Source organism: Psychrobacillus lasiicapitis (assembly GCF_006861795.1).
Taxonomy (GTDB): Bacteria; Bacillota; Bacilli; order Bacillales_A; family Planococcaceae; genus Psychrobacillus; species Psychrobacillus lasiicapitis.
Window position 1 is genome coordinate 1 of sequence record NZ_VDGH01000009.1, and the last position, 18,864, is coordinate 18,864.

Below are 18,864 nucleotides of genomic sequence, written 5' to 3' on the forward strand. Positions count from 1 at the left end.
TCATCGTCTAGTGATGATGGCAAAGAGGTCACACCCGTTCCCATACCGAACACGGAAGTTAAGCTCTTTTGCGCCGATGGTAGTTGGGGGTTTCCCCCTGTGAGAGTAGGACGTCGCTGGGCAAATAAAAAAGTCGTTACCGAGTTAATCGGTAACGACTTTTTTTTTATGTTCTTTTAAAAAAAACAGCCATATACAAGCTTACATAAAAACGACATTTCCCAGGAAATAACGACAGTTTTCTTCAATAAAAACAAGCAAAATTGAATTGTGATATCTAATTACGTTTTAATAATATGCTTAATTTCTTCATTCAGTAGTGGATCTTAGGATAAGATTGTCTAGGTTTCATATTGAATTGTCAAACTCTAAGAAGTGATTGTCCAGACTTCAGATAATATTGTCCAAGTTTGGCGAAAAATCGTCTAGGATTCGCATTAGATTGTCCAAGTTATTCCGATAATAGGAATACCCTCTGACTTCCAGATAAAATGGGATAATCTAAAGAATAATCGATCGGCTCAATAAAAAGTCTACTTATAAAAAAATCCCCTATTAAAGGAGATCCTTAACTAGTTATTTCACACATTAAAGCGTGGGTGTTACCTTCAGTGTCTTTGAAAAATGCCATCCAAGTTTCGGTATTCTCCATTTTAGCGACCATATGTGGCTCGTCTATGAATATTGCTCCTGCATCTTTCATTCGAGCTACTTCTGTTTGTAAATTATCTACTTTAAAATACAATACAGAACTTGGGTGGTCAAATTCTTCTGATTCCGGCTTACTTAATAATAATCTTGTATCTTCACACTGGAAAAACGCTAATCCATTCTTTTTGAATAATAAAGGTAATCCTAATACATCTCGATAAAACTCGACAGCTCGTTCCACGTTTTCTACATTAACTGCAATTTGTCCAATCTTCATCTATAATACCTCCACTTCCTTATACAAATTCTCTATAAGCTAGAAAAATCCTTTATACTACTTATATAAATTGAAAGTTTCGCAAAAAATATCAAAATAAAAATACATAGAACAATTAAGATAAGTATAGAGGAGGTGCATGAGCCAGTGAATATTATTCAAGAGACAGTGAACTGGTTAGAAACAAAGATAGACAAGTCCATAAAAAATGAAGAAATTGTTCAATTTACAGGATATTCATTTTATCATTTTCACCGTTTGTTTCAAGAGCATGTTGGCATGTCACTTCATGAATATGTACGACAAAGAAGGATAACGAGTGCAGCAACCAAACTTATTTACAGTGATACTCGAATATTGGACATTGCATTTAGTTATCAGTTTGAATCACAGGAGTCTTTTACAAGAGCTTTTCGCAAGGTATATGGATTACCGCCAGGAAAGTATCGAAGGCTCATGAGGACCTTGTTGGAAGAAGAAAATCAGCAGGAGGTAGAGAAGATGGAAGGTTGGTTTTTAAGTGGTACGAATAGTGAACGTTATGAAATAAGTAGAGATTTTGAAAATGTTCTGAAGGGTAATGCATCTGGGCAATTACGTTCTAAAGGACAAATTTCAAAAGAAGATTTCGGTACCGTTATGCAGCAGTTCAACGCAAAAGAATGGCTTGGTAAGCGCGTGAAGTTGTCCTGTTTTATCCAAACGAAGGATGTGGAGAATTCTGCAGGATTATGGATGAGGGTAGATGGAAAAGACGGGGACACTTTACAATTTGATAATATGCAAGATCGTCCTATTATAGGTACGACTGGTTGGAATCATTATTGGGTCGTATTAGATGTTCCAGTAAATGCAGGTGCAATCTATTTCGGTGTAATGCTTCAAGGGGCTGGAAAGGTATGGATGGATGAATTTACTTTCTTCGAAGTAGATGAAAAAACACCTTCAACCAACATGATGATGCCAGAAAATATGCCAAATAAGCCAGTTAACTTGAATTTTGAGCTGGAGTTTGAAATGTAGATGAGTAGCAGGACAATAAGCATTGTTGGAGTAGCTCTTACTGTAATGATTTTTGTGCTGATCATAGCTTTGAAATTTTTCTTAGGAAATAGGATTTACCTTTGGATAAAAGATATTTTAAACATTATAAATGTGTAAAGATCCAGGCCATTTAGGGTTAACTATATATTATTAAAAATTGCCGCATTCATATGAATGTGGCTCTTTGTATTAAACAGAATAGACTTTTTTATTAATTTAATATATACTACATTACAACACTAATGCACTGATTAAGATTAAAAGGAGGACAGCTAATTGGATTTAAATACAGATAGCACGAAACCCATCTATATTCAAATAGCGGAATGGATAGAAAATGAAATAATTGCCGACCGATTTCTTAGCGATGAAAAAGTATACTCGCAATATCAATTAGCAGAGCTCTTTAACATAAACCCCGCTACAGCAGCAAAGGGATTGACGATACTTGTAGAAGAACAAATTTTATATAAGAAAAGAGGATTAGGCATGTTCGTAGCCCCAGAAGCGAAAAACATGGTTCTTGAAAAGCGACGGAGCGAAACATTAACACGAATGGCAAGAGAGCTTGTTTTAGAAGCAAGACGGCTTTCTGTGACAGAAGAGGAACTAATTCAGCTAATAAAGAAATGTGAGGGGGAACAAAAGTGACGGTTATAGATTGCCAAAATCTAAAAAAGCGTTATAAGCGATTGAATGCACTTGAAGATATTACATTTCAGTTAGAAGAGAAAAAAATTACCGGGTTAATCGGGCGTAATGGTGCTGGAAAAACGACATTGTTAAAAATCTTAGCTGGTTTTATTAGAAAAAGTGCTGGGGATGTTCAAGTGTTTTCGAACAACCCATTTAACAATTTGCGTGTATCAGCCAACAGTATTTTAGTAGATGATCAAATGAGCTTTCCGGATTCCTTAACGTTGGCAGATATATTAGAAGTAGCACCGGAATTTTATAAAAGATGGGATACGGAGCTTGCGAATAATTTATTTAAGTATTTTAGATTGAATCCAAAACAATTGCATTCTAGATTGTCTAAAGGTAATAGGGCAACGTTTAATATGATATTTGGGTTGGCAACACGTTGTGAGTTAACGATGTTTGATGAACCCACCAATGGGATGGATGAAGCGGTTCGAACAGATTTTTATCGTGCGCTACTGAAAGATTATATAGCGCATCCCCGCTCGATATTGATTTCTAGCCATCATCTAGCTGAGATGGAACATTTATTGGAGGATATTTTATTAATTCATAAAGGAAAGGTTGTTCTTCATCAATCACTAGAGGAAGTTAAAGAGTATGCAGTTAAGCTTCAAGGAACGACTGATTTAGTAGAAAAGTTGACTGATGGGAAGGAAATTCTTCATGCAAAGCAATTAGACAGTCAGCGGAAGTATGTAGTGATTAGAAAGGAAGACGTACCGGCACTAGAGGGAGTGACGATTCATCCAGTGGCTGCTAGTGAGGTTTGCATGTATGTGACGAGTGATCGGAAAGGGGGAATCGATGATGTTTTTATGTAATAGCACATTAGGAGAAGTGGTTTGGACGCAAGTGAAGTTTAAGATGAATGCGTATTTGGGTACGCTTGTTTCGCTTATTGTAGTGCAGATACTTGGACTTATGCTGTCGATAAATGGAACAAGTTCTATGAGTACGAATTTTAACAATACAGACTTTCAATTTGTTTGGATTACAGCAGATACTGTTATTATATTTGTTTCGATTTGGGCCTTATTTTTGGGAAATGTTATTACAACAAAAGGATATCGAAATACCAATTTTTCGTTTGTCACAAATGGTATTAGCAATAATTTATCCAATATTATCGTGCTTATTATAATGAGTGTATTTGCAGGTATAACAACTTTTTTATCTCATTATATTTTACGTATCGTGGTACCTTTTTTTAACGATGTAGGTTATGTGAGAAGTGGTAGCATTATAGATGATCCGCTTAGTTCGATTACCAGTATGGGGTTAATGGTAAGTCTGATCCTAATGATTTCTGCAGGAGGATATTTATGGGGAACACTCGTTTATATTCATAGGGCGTATATGTTTTTGTTAATCGTTTTGATTATTGCATTACCTGCTACGAAGACGGGTCAAATGATTCTTCGATTTATATTTGCTGATAATATGTCTTTATTCGTTTTGAATGTCAAATTTGTTTGTTTAGCCATTATTTTCTTTGTACTAGCGATGCTTTGCTCTAATCGATTGGAGGTCAGACGATGAGTAACTTTGGTATTTTATCCATTTTGCCTATACTCGGTTTACTTTTTATTATATGGCGGTTACTTCGGCTGACAAAGAGCACATCGAATCGTATCAATTGGGCACAGCGATCGAATAAGTGGATACTTTGTATTTATGTAGGTGTTCTTTTATTGGCAGTTGTTGTGTATGAAGCCATTCAAGCAGATGGGGAAAAAGTTTATACTCAAAAAGAATATGCAACCTTTATAGATGAAAATAATGTATTTCAGCAAGCTTTTGAAAAAAATGAGGAAAGTAAATTTGATCCAAAATTTTTGATAGAAGAATGGAAACAACAAATAGAAGGAGATACATTGGAAGTAATTTTAAACGGCTCTAATGTACGAATGAACATCGAATGGACGAACTCAAAAGAACAATTGGTGGAAGCCAAAATGTATAAAACATATTCATACATGGGTGGTATAAATATGGAAAAGGAAATTCCATTACCCACTCTTGAAGTAAAAGACAATCAAATAATATTGACAGCCATTCCTCAGAAAGAAAGAACATACTATCGTTTTACAAATGAACTAACTTTCTTTTCAACTGTTAATAACTTAGATTCATGGGAACAGAGACGTGTTATCGGTCACACATACATTTACTTAAAAGTCCCAAAACATATAAATGTGATTGATAAAGATGGATTACAATTTTACTAAACAAAAGTGCCTCCTGGAACGAGGCACTTTTATCCCGCATTAACGGGCAGTAAGACTCCCATTTCAAGATTAAAGAAAAGCGAAAAGATAAGTGGGAGATCAACTGCCCGTAAAAGCCCGATTGGTTCAACTAACAAACAGTGGGGGATGAAGATAACCCCCACTGATTGAAGTTTCACTTTATTTTAGTTTCACATCAAATAAAAATTTCAAACGCCATAACAACAATTTAGAGGGAATAAATGGGAATAAAAAATCACGAGTACTGGCAAGTGAGCGGGAACGAAACTGAGCTGCTACACCGATTTGCCGAGATAGATTAATCACTTTTGCAGTACGTGCTACCCGCTTTTCTTCGTAGAAGGCAAGTGCTTTCTTTACGTCAGTAAACTCTCCAAATGCGTTTCCGAGTACAATCGCATCCTCTATTGCTTGTCCTGCGCCTTGTCCCATATTTGGAGTGGTGGCATGAGCAGCGTCCCCGAGTAATACAATACGATCAAAGATAAATTGGCGCAAAGGTTTGATATCGTATATGTCATGGTGAAGAACATGTTCAGGTTGTGTTTCTCTGATTAGTTCTGGTACTACTTTTGGAAAATCTTTAAATAGGTTAGCGATTTCATTACTTTCGATATGTTGATAAAACAAATCCTTTTCTCGGGCATTGATACATGCGAACCAATAGACTCGTTCATCCTTCATCGGAGCCATACCGAATCGACCGGTCGTGGACCAAATTTCAGTAGATGTAAACTCGTCTACTTTTCCTCTGTTTTCTGTGATCCCACGCCAGCATGTATAGCCGGAATAGCGCGGTTCGGAATTCGGAACAAGTTTTTTACGAATAGGCGAGTGAATGCCATCCGCGGCAATAAGTAAGTCTACAGTAACTTCTGTTTCATCTTCAAAATAAGTGGTCACCTGGTCTCCATTTTGGACCACATTTACGCATTTTTTATTGTAATGAACCGTATTTGGTTCGAGTGCTTCTAGAAATGTACGATGCAAGTCGGCTCGATGAATAGTAATATTCTCTTGTCCAAATCGTTCTTTAAGTAAAGAGAAGTCAATGGAATTTAGTATCCGGCCTTTATCATTCAGAAAAACTTGATTGTGCAAAACGTTTCCATTTGTAAAAACTTTTTCACCGACACCAATATTCATAAGTGCCTGCATGGCATTCGATCCAATTCCTATACCTGCACCAACGGGTTGAAATGTGGATGCTGCTTCGTATACATTGACGGAAAACCCTTGTTTTTGTAAAGTTACGGCAGCGCAAAGTCCTCCAATTCCACCACCGATAATTGCAATTTCCATAACCCTCAGCTCCTTCTGTATGATTACTTTATCCCGCATTAACGGGCAGTAAGACTCCCACTACAAGATTTAAGAAAAGCGAAAAGATAAATGGGGGAAAGCGGACTAGATGCGCGACGTCTATGTCGCAACGTCCGCACTAGCACGTCCTATGCGTTGGAAAAACCCCACTGATTGAAGTTTCACTTTATCAGATTATAAAGACTACTTGTGTTATGCTAATATAAAACCAATAATTGGGGGAATTATGGTGATAAAACTTGTAGCATATGATGAAAAATTTCGAACTGCATTAGAAGATTATCCATTAACTGAAGAACAATTAGGATTTACTGGGCATCCACTTGAGCTATTAGAACGTTGCATTAACATCTCCACATATACGCCTATAATTATACTGGAAGAGGAACAAGTTGCAGGATTTTTTGTACTAGATACGGGGGATGATAAATTCCATTACACCGATCAGCAAGATAGCATTTTACTTAGAGGATACTCGATTCATCCTGAATATCAAGGTCGAGGCATTGCTAAGTCATCGTTGGGTCTCCTTTCACCCTATATAAATGAACATTTTCCTCAAATAAAACAAATCGTACTAGGTGTTAATGAAGCGAATAAAGCAGCACAGTCTCTCTATATAAAAGCAGGATTTATAGATGAAGGAAAAAGATTCATGGGAAGATCGGGTATACAGATTGCAATGTGCTTAAAGCTAGATAAATTAATAATCCGACAAGCACTTCCTGGAGATGAACAAGGTATTGTGAATGTGTGTGTGGCTGCTCAGTGGAATACATATAAAGAGCTGTACACTACAGAATACATAGAAAGAATTATTGAAAAATACTATACAACAGCACGAATCCAAGAGGAAATCATAGCTACAAGTCTTGAGTGGAATGGATATTACGTTGCTTTATTAAACGATCAAATTGTCGGTGCAATAGGCGGGGGAGTAGACGAGGGAAGTATAGGAGAGATTTATGTACTTTATTTAGATCCTAAAAAACGGGGACAAGGTATCGGTACAAAGTTACTTCATTATTTTACCGATATTCAGCGTATACAATACAAAGCAAAAGAACAATGGGTGTCTGTTGCAAAAGGAAATAATCTCGCTATACCTTTTTATGAAGCACGAGGATTCATTTTTCAACTGGAAAAACAGGCTTATGATAGCAATGTTGTAGACAACGTTAGCTCATTGCGTTACAAACGATTGATATAGCCCCCTGTAAGAGGGGGTTATTCATTCAATCTGTACAATACGTCGTCTTCGTTGCTAGGTTTCCCGCGACCATCTGTATTATTCGTAATAAAATATAGTGACTGCCCGTCTGAATAGACATCCCGTACTCTTCCAAATCCGGTAATGGTACGTTCCACTTTTCCTGTAGATACATTCATTACTTTTATTGCTTCACCGCGTAGAGTAGCAACATACAGTTTTCCTTTATGAAATGTAATACCAGAAGGAGCCCAGGTTTCATTATCTCCGGAAGTTATGATAGGTGTTTCTAACCCTTCTTTTTGTTCTGTTCCTTGTATGATTGGGTATCCATAGTTGTTTCCATGTTCAATTCGATTAATCTCATCATTGGCAGATTGACCATGTTCTGCTTCATAAAGGATTCCATCTTCGTCCCAAGCAAGTCCTTGTGGATTTCGATGTCCACTGGAGAAAATGTCGAAGGAACCATCTTCGTTCATTCGCAAAATTTTTCCATTAAGAGAATTAGCATCTTGTGCATAGTCAGGATTTCCTGCATCACCAATCGTTACATAAAGCAGACCATCGGGACCTATTTCCAGTCGGCCACCATGGTGGATATTACCTGTAGGTATCGCGTCTAGATGGATAGTCGTTTCATACCAGCCATCGTTTTCCTTTTTAATCGTTACAACTCTATTGAACGCTTCTCCGTTTTGATCGTACGTGTAATAAGCATATGCTTCTTGTGAATCCTTGAAATTATCCTTCAAGACGAAACCTAGTAGTCCAGCTTCTGATGCACGAGATAAATCATCTGAGAGCTCCACGTTTACATGCTCTACTTCTCCATTGTTGATTTTTGCGATTGTTCCTACCCGCTCTGATATATAGAAGGTATCTTCATGTCGATTAATTGACCAGGGAGTATTTAAATTTGTTGCCACCTTTTCTGTAATCACCTCTTCCGTTGACCCAATTCTGTCCGAGCAACCAAATAATATTAACGATAAAAATAAAAGTCTTTTCATACATATCCCTCCTATGTAAGTACTTCTCGCTTTTTAGTAAATTCACCTTCCAGTTATCATAAGTATTTCAAATAGGAAACCATAATTACTATCGAATTTACTTATTACTTAAAGAGGGGTATGCTGAAATTACATATAGTACGAAAAGAAAGAAGGCTTTTTTATGGAATTATTCCTCTTTTTTATTGTTGGAATTGCTGGTAATGTTGTTGGTACACTAGTGGGAGGCGGAGGACTTATCAGCTTACCTACAATGTTACTCATGGGTTTACCTGTGCATTCAGCAATAGGAGCAAACAAAGTATCTAATACAGTTAGTTCTTTAACTAGTTTCCTTGTTATTTTTAAACAAAAAGAGGTTTCTGGAAAAGAAGCCTTGGCAGTGATCACATTTTGCTTAGGTGGGGGTGTCTTAGGCGGGCTAATTGCCTCTTTTTTAAGTGGGCAAGTGCTAACGATTATTGCAATTTTATTACTCAGCTTTGCATTCGTTACATCTTTTATGAGTAGCGGAAACTTTGATGGGACAGAATCACTGCATATCAATAAAAAAATAGGTCCAGCATTACTTGGAATTGGTATGTATGACGGGATGTTTGGACCGGGGAGCAGCACCCTTGCAATGTATATGTATGCTAGTCAAAAAATAGCGTATATCCGAGCGGTAGGCTTATCAAGAATAGGCGTTTTTGCCAGTTGCTTTGGAGCATCCATTACGTATATATCAACCGGTAAAATCATTTGGCCACTGACCATTGCATTAATGATCGGGGCAATCGTGGGGGCACAGTTAGGCGTACGTTTAGCACGCAAATTAAAATCCGAGCATATTAAACCGCTACTGAGAATAGTAACAGTACTATTGATCGTGCAAATAATGGTTGACTACTTAAAATAATGAGGAGGAGAATATGTGATGAAGCTTCGTTGTGCAATACTAGATGATTACCAAGATATAGCATTAGAGTTGGTTGACTGGTCCAGTGTTTCAGATAAGGTAGACGTGCAATCATTCAGCAATCATTTTGAAGGTGAAGAACATTTAGTAAAAGCTATTAGCGATTTTGAAATTGTCGTCATTATGCGGGAAAGAACGCCTTTTACAGCCTCTCTGTTTGAGAAACTTCCAAAACTAAAATTACTTATCACATCTGGTATGAGAAATGCAGCGATAGACCTCGTCGCAGCAACAAAACACGGAGTAACGGTTTGCGGTACGGCAAGTAGGTCGGAACCACCAACCGAGCTGACTTGGGCTCTGTTATTGAATCTTGCACGACAAATCACAACAGAAAATAAATCATTACGAAATAATGGGCAATGGCAAAGCACTGTTGGAGCAGATCTATATGGTAAACGTATTGGACTACTAGGACTCGGAAAAATAGGGAGTCGCATGGCATTAATAGCGCAGGCATTTGGCATGGAAGTTATTGCATGGAGCCAAAACTTAACGAAAGAACAAACTGAAAAACACGGGGTATTATTAGCGGCATCTAAAGAAGAACTGCTAGAAACAAGCGATTTTGTTTCTATTCATCTTGTACTAAGTGATCGAACAAAAGGGCTTGTAAGTGCAAAAGAATTGCAGCTTATGAAAACTTCCGCTTATCTTATCAATACATCACGTGCAGCTATTGTCGATCAAGAGGCGTTAATAAAAGCACTAAGTGAGAACTGGATAGCAGGGGCAGGAATAGACGTTTTTGAAATGGAACCACTTCCACAGAATCATCCATTCCGTATACTACCAAACGTACTAGCTACACCACATCTAGGCTATGTTAGTGAACGAAATTACAGTACTTATTACCGCGAAGCAGTGGAGGATATTCAAGCATTTCTGAATAGGTCCGTGCTGCGACAATTAAACTAATCATGACAAGAGCTTCTAACTAAATGTTGGGAGCTTAATTTATGTTCGATACAAATCCTTATAGCTAATTCCAATATTTCCCAAAATACATTTCCATAGTAATCAAGGTTTTAAATACAAAAAAAGGTCATTAAGCCATAAAAATAGAGCTCCTAATCAAATAGGAGCTCTACGTCTATTATTTCAACTCAGTTAACATCGAACCAAGCTCTTTCACACTTGCAGTTTCATCGGCAACAGTAGTTTTCAGTAGCTCTTTTTGTCTTTCTAGAGCACCACTCAACGTCTCAAGCTCTGCCGTTACATCAGCATTAGCTTGTTCGCTTTTTTCTTGTAAAGAATTGATTGTGTCAAATAAATCTTCGTGACCTACAATTCTACCGTTACCCCACATTAGTTTTTCTTTTGGGGCTTCTAGTACGTAGTCTGTGAAGTAATCGAATACTTCCTTATCAAAATCATATGCGTACCAGTTGTTATCGATTGCCCATAGATATTCATCTAAAGCAGTAGAAATTTCGCCTTCGTTTAATGTATCAATGGATAATGCTAAATTATCAATATTATTTTGTGCATGTTTGTGAGGGAAAATCGGTTCATCTTCCCATGTTAAGCGGACAAATTGATTCTCAGCATATTTAAATGCAGCAAGTAATCCACTGTTTAGAGCACGACTTTCTTCATACAGTTTCTTAGCCACATCAGAATCGCCTTTTGTTAGAGCAGCTAAATAGTCTTCATTCACTTTTGCAACACGTGCATTTACTTCTTCTGCTGTTGCAATTACGCGATCGATTTCGGTTATAAGCTCATCTGAAGATACTTCCGCTTTTTCAAAGACTTCGCCATTAACATCTTCCTTCAATGCTTTCAAACGAGTTGTAAAATCAAGTGGAACAACTGCAGTTTCATCATAGTGCATGGCAAGTAGACCATATAAATTCAAGTGGAATTTTAATGCATCTTCATTGTACGTGTCTTCATTATCAAATTGCGAGTGATAATGAGAACGCATGAAATCACTATCTTGAAAGTCATTACGAAGTGCAGGAACTCCAGCAATTGCAAATGAGAAGTCATCCGACCACGTACGAAGTGGGGATACAACAGAAATTCCATCTTTATAAACGCCTTCTACAGTTGGTACTTTCTCAGCAAACTTCGTTAAATAGTTATTTAACTCATAAACAGAACGAATCTCATCCTGTGTCGTATGTTCATAAGCAGGAAGTTCAAAGTTCATATTGGCGAAAGCTTTTCCAACCCATTCTGGATGTACATTGAAAATCTGATTGTATGCACCAGTGGACCAGTCATAGCGAGTATCGGAAACTCCCCACTCTTCTGCTGCTAGCGCGTTGAAGATAATCGTTTTTTCTGGTTGGTAGCCACTATCGATTAATCCTTTGGCAACCCCCATCATTAATCCTATAGCTGCATGGTCATCTTGGAAGCCTGTAAAATAAGAATCATAATGAGCAGATAAAATGATATAAGAATCTGGGTCTTTACCGATGATTTTTCCGTAATAGTTATATGTTTTTCCGTCAAACTCTACAGTAGATTTTGCGTCAAACTTAACCGTCATCGTGCCATTTTCTTGTGCTTTCAGTGCTTCTTTTAAACTATTAGCATCTGTTTGTGACATAGAGAACGCAGGTGCATCTGCGGGTCCTATAATATCCTGTGCGTTCAAAGCGTCTGGGTCCACTTCTGCATATCCAGCTTCTTGTACAGCGATTACTGCAGCAGCACCTTTCAAATGTGCTTGATAAGCAGGATAGTTGATCCACCACTCTTCACGTTGGTTAATATCTATTAAAACGAGCTTCCCTTCAACATCTAAACTTTCTAAATCCGCCTCTGTTCCTTTACCAGCATAGATAATATCGAATTCTTTTTCGCCATCCGTATCGAAATTCGTTTGATATCCACCTAATACAGCAAGGTATTCTTTGCCATCTGCATCAGTAAAAGTTAAATCGGCTTTTTCAAAGGTCCAAGTGTCTAAAGTAAATTCATCTTTTGTTACTTCAGTAAGTCCAATCTTCTTCATTTCCTCGCCAATTTTTTCCCCAGTTTTCAATTCTGCCTCAGAACCAGCAGTACGATAACCTAGTTTTTCATTGGTTTTAAATTCTTCCAAACTTTTTGTGAAATTATAAGCGTAATCTAAATCTACAGCAGAAAGATAATTGCTATTTACATCTTCTCGAGTGGTCATTTTACCCTCTTGAACTGTCTCTTCTTTTTCTTTGGATGTTTCATTTTTTGGTGTACACGCTACTAATAACATTCCGACTAAAATCGTCAAAGTTACATAGCTAATAAGCTTTTTCATTTATCACATTCCTTTTCGTTTTTTTAATAACTAGATAATTAAACGATATTTATACAATATTAGCAATACTAATATGGAAAAATAATAATCAACCATCTACTTCCCTAAAAATGATGGAGTAAACAGAAGAAGACTGAAAAAAAGAAGAGCTCTTACCGGACATCAGAAGGGCTCACATTTTGCTATTAAAGCATCTCTAGTTCTTCATTCAATTTCTTCATTTGTCTTTTAAAATAAAGATAGAAGGATGTCCAAAAAACTACGTAGAAGCCGAGGAATGAAGCAATAGCGAAGGAAAAACTGGCCATATTAAATGGAACCCATCCAATACCAAAAGCCAAAATGAAATACAAAAGGATAACCGTGACAAAATGTAAAGCGGTTTGCTGATAAAGCCGTAAATTAGGATTTTCAAAATAGAGGGAGCTGACCGTGAAAAACCAACCGCAAAAAATAGAGCCAAGCGAATTCTTTAGAAACAAAGTTCCATCTAGCATAATATGATCATGCGAAATTACATACAAATTTGTAAATACAACTGCGAGAAATGCACCGAAGAAAATACCAATCATACTTCGAAATAAAAAGATTTTCACTCGCTTTTCCTCCTATTCATTTTTAAAGCTTCTTTTATCGCGTTCACATATGTCCGAGAAACGTATTCCTTCATTCCCGATTTAAAATACACACATAATGTGCCATTAAACGATGCTTCAAATCGGCTTAACTCATGTAGATTCGCAATGACCGATTTGGAGAGCCGGATAAATTTATTGGATGGAAGTATTCCTTCCAATTCATATAATTTTTCTTTTAGTTTGTAAGAACCGGAAGAGGTTACCGCAACAACAGCTTCTTTTTCGGTATGAAAGTAGTGAATGTCGCTCGGTTTTAAAATATGCTGCATTTCTCCATCTTTTCCTACGAGGAATTCCGTTTCGCGCGCCTTTATAAAATCAAGGATGTCTTGCACGGAATCATCTAACTGCGGTGTTTCAATCATCACTTTTGTTTCTTTAAAATCGCTATCTATATTTAATGATACTTTCAACTTTTTACACCCCTCTCCACTTAAGTGTAAACGTTTAGAAGTGAGTGGGCTATCCTATTTTACGTTTATTCTGAATACGATGAATGACGAGTGCAACTGCCACGAGTGCAACAATGTAGCCAATTGAAAGAAAAACATTATTGTTAAAAGTTAATTGCCCATTCCACACAGCTATAAATAAATTATTCATATGATACATTGGATTAACCTCTGCAATTACTTGAATGAATTTTGGCATCATGCTAATTGGCATTGCAAATCCACCCGTGAAAATTACAGCTTGAAAAACAACAATAGAGAATACTAGTGCACTATTCATATGTTGAAAAAAGGAGTAGACGGCAGATGCAATAATCAATAATACAGCATTTAGCAAGATGAAAAATCCATAGGAAGTTAAAAAGCTAAGAAGCCCAAACTCCAAGTCAAACATGAACAGGCCGATAATCAAAATAAAGCCATATCCTAAACTCGTAATAATAATGGCGCGGATAATACTCGAAAGTAATAATGTGTTTTTAGAAACAGGGGAAAGAGAGATTCGTTTCTCCACGCCTGTTGTGCGTTGTGCGACTTGATCGAAGCCGAAAGCAAAAAATACAACGGTAAATGTAATGAGTAAAATAAAGGATGGTGTATATGTTTGTGCGTAGCTTAAGTTACCAGCATACGATTGCTCTCCATATAGCTGTCCCATGAAAATATATGTTGCAGGTGGTACGAAGACCGTAAAGACTAAATAAAATAATTCTCTTGAAAACATTAATAAATCATATTTTAACTGTGTCGCTATCATTATTTTTCCCCCTTAAATAGATACTTTCTTCAGATAAAATTCATGGATGGATTTGTAGCCAGTTGCCAAAATACTTTCCGTTGTATCGAATACTTCATTCATGCCATTATTGATAAGCATTACTTTGTCGCAATATAGCTCAATCTCATCCATATTATGAGTGGTTAATATGACCGTTCCGCCTGTCCGTTCGTTGTAATCTGTAATATAGGTCCAAAGCATATTCCGCATATGCGGATCTAGTCCAGTTGTCGGTTCATCTAATATGAGCAGTTTTGGTTCAGATAAAAAAACGATTGCTAAGCTTACTATTTGTTTCCAACCACCTGATAGCTTATCAAAATACTTCTTTCGGTGAGGCTCCAATTTAAATTCCTTGATAATTTTTTTAATATCCAGATTCGAGTTGTAATACGCTTTGAACAGTTTTAGTAATTCTTCTACTTTCAATGTTTTATAAAACTGAGTTGGTTGCAAAACAACAGAAATCTGCTTCCGTATTTGTTCAAGTCGATTCATGGGTAGTGATGCAATATTTTCGTCCAACACAATAACTGTTCCGGCATCGTATTGTTTAATCGTCATTAATATTTCCAAAAACGTCGATTTCCCAGCTCCATTTTTTCCAATAACTCCGATGATTTCTCCAGACTGAGCATGAAAGTTTACACCTTGTAACACATGGTTCGTTCCGTATGATTTTGTTAGATTGTTTACTTCAATTATCTTCACTTGCTATCCCTCCGCTATATTTCTATGTAATGCCAGTGTATGGTGAATTCTTTACTGTGTAACCAGTTTTTCGGTGACTGGGGGAAATAGGAGAGTGACTTGCATAAAAGAGAGGGTCACTTACAAAGGGGAAATATATGGCGTAGGGCAACCAGGTTGGTGGTATGAGCAACCAATCTAATTAATGAGGTAGCAGAAAATTGCAAACAGTGGGATAATACTTTAGTAAAATGTATTTTATTGGGGAAGAGGTTATATGTATGGTTTATTTGAGTATGGTATTTTTTCAAGTAGTTGCCCCGATTCTAATTATGCTTGGAATAGGAGCATCACTTCAGATAAAGTTTCAATTTAATTTAAAAGCGCTGTCAAACTTAATCACTTATTGCTTAATGCCGGCAGCTGTTTTTATCAATATATATGAAACAAAGGTAAATGCCGGGGTATTAGGACAAATCATTATCTACTTATTAATTTTTAGCGGATGTTTAATGTTGCTTGGGTCGATGGTTAGTAAAATACTAAAGCTTAATAGAAGCCAAGCTGCTATTTATAAAAATAGTATTGTGCTCATTAACAATGGAAACTATGGGATTCCTGTCAGTCAAATGCTCTTTGCTACGAATCCTCTTGGAACGTCTATTCAAATTATTATTGTTATTTATCAAAATATTATTACGTATACATATGGTCTTTATAATTTAATCTCTTCTACAAAATCTGGCCTGGATATTTTACGCAGCTTACTTCGTCTGCCAATTGTGCATGCGCTCATACTTGGTGCACTTATGAATATATTCGATATTCGTATTCCGATATTTTTGCGCATTCCACTTGATTACTTAGCGCATGCCTTTATTTCGATTGCTCTTATTACTTTAGGCGCGCAATTAGCCCAGTTAGATATTAAAACAATATTGAATAAAGTTATTTTAACAAGCACATTAGGACGCTTAATAATCGGTCCTGTTATAGCATTTGGATTAATCTTATTAATGGGACTCGACGGTGTTGTAGCACAGTCATTGTTTATAGCTAGTGCTTTTCCAACGTCTAGAAATAGTTCTACACTAGCATTGGAGTATGATATAGAAGCTAATTTAGCCGCACAAATTGTATTGTTTTCGACAGTCGCTAGTTGTATTACGGTAACAATCGTTATTTATCTATCGAATATTTTGTGGGGGTAGTGAGTGGATAGGATGGAAAAGAGATCATTACAAGCAAGGATTTTTGGATTTGGAGCCGTTTTTGTATCGGTTGTAGCAATTATGACGGGTATTTCTTTTTATTTTATCATTTCGCATGCGATTGAAGGTCAAGTCGGAGAAAGAGCGCTTAGTATCGCCGTAACTACAGCCGAACGACCAGATATTGTAGCAGGTTTTACGTCAGATAATCCAACAGAAGTCTTACAGCCAATCGCGATGGCCGTTCAGGCAAGTACAGGGGCAGAATATGTCGTTATTGGAGATAAAGAAGGTATCCGCTATGCGCATCCAGTAGTAGAAAGAATCGGGAAAAAAATGGTCGGGGATGACAATGAACAAGCCCTCCTATATGGAAAATCCTATATTTCAGAAGCTACTGGTACGCTTGGTACCGCGCTTAGAGGAAAAGCTCCTGTATTCGATAAGGATGGGCATATTATTGGAATTATATCTGTTGGATTTTTAAAAGAGGATATGACAACGTTATTCATTCGCTATGTAGATAATATTGCCTATATCGTTGTAATTGCAATATTACTAGGCATTCTAGGTTCTAGTATATTAGCAAGGAATATTAAGAAAGAGTTGTTTGATCTGGAGCCAGTAGAAATTGCAAATCTGTTCACAGAGCGTAATGCATTGATAGAATCCGTTCGTGAAGGGATTGTAATGGTGGATGCAAAAGGCATGATTACAATGGCCAATTCAGCTGCACTTGAAATATTATCATTACCGTCTCATACCAAATTAGTCGGGCGAAATATTTGGGAGGTTATACCAAATACTTATCTTCCGCAAGTATTAGAATCTGGTGAAGAGCATTTAGATCGATCGATGGAGTTAAGAGGAAAAAAGGCAATCGTTAATCGTATACCCATTCGTGTCGGCGAGAAAATTATCGGAGCTGTATCAAGTTTTCGCTCCCAATCGGATATTGACCGTTTAGCAGAAGAACTATCACAAGTGAAGCAATATACAGAGGCTTTACGTGCTCAAACCCATGAATACAATAATTTTTTATATACCATTTCTGGTCTTATTCAACTGAACTCTTATGATGAAGCTATTAACTTAATCCATGTGGAAACAGCAGAGCATCAATCCCTTATTCAATTTATGACGAAGCGTTTACAGGACCCGTTTCTTGGTGGGATTGTCATTGGGTTTCTTAATCGCGCAAAGGAATTAAAAGTGCGGTTTATATTGGATGAAGATAGTTATTTAGAAAAGTTACCGAAGCATCTGCAGAAGCATCTCTTTGTTTCTATCATTGGTAACTTAGTGACGAATGCCTTTGAAGCAGTGGAGAAATTACCAGAAGAGCTACGCAATGTCCGCATATTGATTGTGGACAACGGAGAGGAAATCATAATAGAAGTGGAAGACTCCGGGGCAGGAGTACCTGCGGAAGTGCTAGATATAGTTTGGAAAGAGAAAGTATCTACGAAAAGTGATACGAATCGGGGATTTGGTTTGGTAAAGGTAAAGGAAAACGTGAATGATTTAGGTGGTTCTATCGCGCTTGAAAAGGGAGATTTGGGCGGAGCATTGTTTATCGTTTCAATACCAAAAGGGGGTTATTTACATGACAAAGCAAATAGAGATTTTAATCGTGGAGGATGATAAACGAATTTCGGATATTCATCGACGATTTATCGAAAAGTTGGAAGGATTTAAAGTTATCGGCTCAGCGTATACAGGAGAAGAAGCAAAGGATTGGATTATTTCATATATGCCAGATTTAATCTTACTGGACGTTTATCTGCCAGATACACTTGGAACGGATTTATTGACAATTATTCAAGAACATAGTCCAGACACGGATATCATTTTTATCACTGCAGCAGCAGAATCGGAAATAGTAAAAAAAGCGTTCCGAGGCGGTGTGGCGGATTATATTTTAAAGCCATTAACATTCGAGAAGTTTAAAGAAAGTTTACTATCCTATAAAACGAAAAGAGACATTCTTACAGGCAGCGGGAGGGTACAGGAGGAATTGATCAAGTCACTTTGGAATAACACTTCTTCCATTCCTCATTCGGAAGATACTCCGCCAAAAGGAATTGATCCCATTACAAAAGAAAAAGTGGTCAATCATATTAAGAAAGTAAATGACGGCATTACAGCAGAAGCACTTGGGTTAGAGGTTGGAGTAAGTCGTTCGACTGCAAGACGTTACTTAGAGTATCTTGCATCTGAAAAGCTTGTCTATGCTGAGCTTATTTACGGGACAGTTGGTAGACCAGAACGAAGATACTTCATTCATTCGTCGTGAACAATATGAACAAAATGATTTCAATTTTCATTATCCAACTTATCATCAGAAACATTGTATTAGTAAAATGTTCTGATAAATTAATAACAAGCGAATGAAAACGCTGTCAT

The 18,864-nt window shown here is 37.0% G+C and carries 19 protein-coding genes and 1 rRNA gene; 12 read left to right on the forward strand and 8 right to left on the reverse strand.

Going from position 1 to position 18,864, the window contains the following annotated elements; translation table 11 throughout:
• Window positions 1-6: 6 nt before the first annotated feature.
• A 5S ribosomal RNA gene (rrf, locus tag FG382_RS15020) occupies window positions 7-122 on the forward strand.
• Window positions 123-568: 446 nt separating this feature from the next.
• On the opposite strand, the gene FG382_RS15025 is transcribed toward rrf, so the two are convergent.
• Window positions 569-928, reverse strand: a complete 360-nt coding sequence (locus FG382_RS15025) for a VOC family protein (RefSeq protein ID WP_142539714.1) — start codon at window positions 926-928, stop codon at window positions 569-571.
• Between the two features lie 147 nt (window positions 929-1,075).
• Here FG382_RS15025 and FG382_RS15030 point away from each other — a divergent pair, with 147 nt between their 5' ends.
• The 5 genes from FG382_RS15030 to FG382_RS15050 all read left to right on the forward strand — a co-directional run bounded on the left by FG382_RS15030 (window position 1,076) and on the right by FG382_RS15050 (window position 4,905).
• Window positions 1,076-1,951: a helix-turn-helix transcriptional regulator gene (locus tag FG382_RS15030; RefSeq protein WP_229677425.1), complete on the forward strand. Its 876-nt coding sequence runs from the start codon at window positions 1,076-1,078 to the stop codon at window positions 1,949-1,951.
• Between the two features lie 297 nt (window positions 1,952-2,248).
• Window positions 2,249-2,623, forward strand: coding sequence for a GntR family transcriptional regulator (locus FG382_RS15035; protein ID WP_142539716.1), 375 nt, complete (start codon window positions 2,249-2,251; stop codon window positions 2,621-2,623).
• Entirely contained in the window at window positions 2,620-3,498 is an 879-nt protein-coding gene (locus FG382_RS15040) for an ATP-binding cassette domain-containing protein (protein WP_142539717.1), read from the forward strand. Before FG382_RS15035 ends, FG382_RS15040 begins: the two co-directional genes overlap by 4 nt.
• Complete coding sequence (locus FG382_RS15045; RefSeq protein ID WP_142539718.1) at window positions 3,485-4,216, forward strand: hypothetical protein; 732 nt, start codon at window positions 3,485-3,487, stop codon at window positions 4,214-4,216. Before FG382_RS15040 ends, FG382_RS15045 begins: the two co-directional genes overlap by 14 nt.
• Window positions 4,213-4,905, forward strand: coding sequence for a hypothetical protein (locus tag FG382_RS15050; protein WP_142539719.1), 693 nt, complete (start codon window positions 4,213-4,215; stop codon window positions 4,903-4,905). Before FG382_RS15045 ends, FG382_RS15050 begins: the two co-directional genes overlap by 4 nt.
• A 180-nt stretch (window positions 4,906-5,085) precedes the next feature.
• Here FG382_RS15050 and FG382_RS15055 read toward each other — a convergent pair whose 3' ends face one another.
• Window positions 5,086-6,228 carry an FAD-dependent monooxygenase gene (locus tag FG382_RS15055; protein WP_170206543.1) on the reverse strand — a complete coding sequence of 381 codons (1,143 nt, stop codon included), beginning with the start codon at window positions 6,226-6,228 and terminating at the stop codon, window positions 5,086-5,088.
• Between the two features lie 250 nt (window positions 6,229-6,478).
• Here FG382_RS15055 and FG382_RS22690 point away from each other — a divergent pair, with 250 nt between their 5' ends.
• Entirely contained in the window at window positions 6,479-7,459 is a 981-nt protein-coding gene (locus FG382_RS22690; protein WP_229677424.1) for a GNAT family N-acetyltransferase, read from the forward strand.
• 17 nt (window positions 7,460-7,476) lie between these two features.
• On the opposite strand, the gene FG382_RS15065 is transcribed toward FG382_RS22690, so the two are convergent.
• Window positions 7,477-8,472 carry a PQQ-dependent sugar dehydrogenase gene (locus tag FG382_RS15065; protein WP_142539721.1) on the reverse strand — a complete coding sequence of 332 codons (996 nt, stop codon included), beginning with the start codon at window positions 8,470-8,472 and terminating at the stop codon, window positions 7,477-7,479.
• 163 nt (window positions 8,473-8,635) lie between these two features.
• Between FG382_RS15065 and FG382_RS15070 the strand changes: the two genes are divergently transcribed.
• Together FG382_RS15070 and FG382_RS15075 are read left to right on the forward strand one after the other, a co-directional pair.
• On the forward strand, window positions 8,636-9,370 hold the full coding sequence (locus FG382_RS15070) for a sulfite exporter TauE/SafE family protein (RefSeq protein ID WP_142539722.1): 735 nt from the start codon (window positions 8,636-8,638) through the stop codon (window positions 9,368-9,370).
• A gap of 18 nt (window positions 9,371-9,388) precedes the next feature.
• Window positions 9,389-10,348, forward strand: a complete 960-nt coding sequence (locus FG382_RS15075; RefSeq protein WP_142539928.1) for a D-2-hydroxyacid dehydrogenase family protein — start codon at window positions 9,389-9,391, stop codon at window positions 10,346-10,348.
• Between the two features lie 178 nt (window positions 10,349-10,526).
• On the opposite strand, the gene FG382_RS15080 is transcribed toward FG382_RS15075, so the two are convergent.
• The 5 genes from FG382_RS15080 to FG382_RS15100 form a co-directional block, all read right to left on the reverse strand.
• Window positions 10,527-12,689: a M28 family peptidase gene (locus FG382_RS15080; RefSeq protein WP_211356407.1), complete on the reverse strand. Its 2,163-nt coding sequence runs from the start codon at window positions 12,687-12,689 to the stop codon at window positions 10,527-10,529.
• A 185-nt stretch (window positions 12,690-12,874) separates the two neighbouring features.
• Window positions 12,875-13,285: a DUF3021 domain-containing protein gene (locus FG382_RS15085; RefSeq protein ID WP_142539723.1), complete on the reverse strand. Its 411-nt coding sequence runs from the start codon at window positions 13,283-13,285 to the stop codon at window positions 12,875-12,877.
• Window positions 13,282-13,740 (reverse strand): LytTR family DNA-binding domain-containing protein, encoded by a 459-nt coding sequence (locus tag FG382_RS15090; protein ID WP_142539724.1) that lies wholly within the window; start codon window positions 13,738-13,740, stop codon window positions 13,282-13,284. The genes FG382_RS15085 and FG382_RS15090 overlap by 4 nt, the downstream gene beginning before the upstream one ends.
• A gap of 49 nt (window positions 13,741-13,789) precedes the next feature.
• Entirely contained in the window at window positions 13,790-14,536 is a 747-nt protein-coding gene (locus FG382_RS15095; protein WP_142539725.1) for an ABC transporter permease, read from the reverse strand.
• Window positions 14,537-14,548: 12 nt separating this feature from the next.
• Window positions 14,549-15,268 carry an ABC transporter ATP-binding protein gene (locus FG382_RS15100; RefSeq protein ID WP_142539726.1) on the reverse strand — a complete coding sequence of 240 codons (720 nt, stop codon included), beginning with the start codon at window positions 15,266-15,268 and terminating at the stop codon, window positions 14,549-14,551.
• 260 nt (window positions 15,269-15,528) lie between these two features.
• Between FG382_RS15100 and FG382_RS15105 the strand changes: the two genes are divergently transcribed.
• From FG382_RS15105 to FG382_RS15115, 3 genes are read left to right on the forward strand one after another with little or no spacing between them, the layout of a single operon-like run.
• A complete protein-coding gene (locus tag FG382_RS15105; protein ID WP_142539727.1) occupies window positions 15,529-16,458 on the forward strand; it encodes an AEC family transporter in 930 nt (309 codons plus the stop codon).
• Window positions 16,459-16,470: 12 nt separating this feature from the next.
• Window positions 16,471-18,102 carry an ATP-binding protein gene (locus tag FG382_RS15110; RefSeq protein WP_142539930.1) on the forward strand — a complete coding sequence of 544 codons (1,632 nt, stop codon included), beginning with the start codon at window positions 16,471-16,473 and terminating at the stop codon, window positions 18,100-18,102.
• Window positions 18,065-18,754, forward strand: coding sequence for a response regulator (locus FG382_RS15115; RefSeq protein ID WP_142539728.1), 690 nt, complete (start codon window positions 18,065-18,067; stop codon window positions 18,752-18,754). The genes FG382_RS15110 and FG382_RS15115 overlap by 38 nt, the downstream gene beginning before the upstream one ends.
• Window positions 18,755-18,864 lie beyond the last annotated feature (110 nt).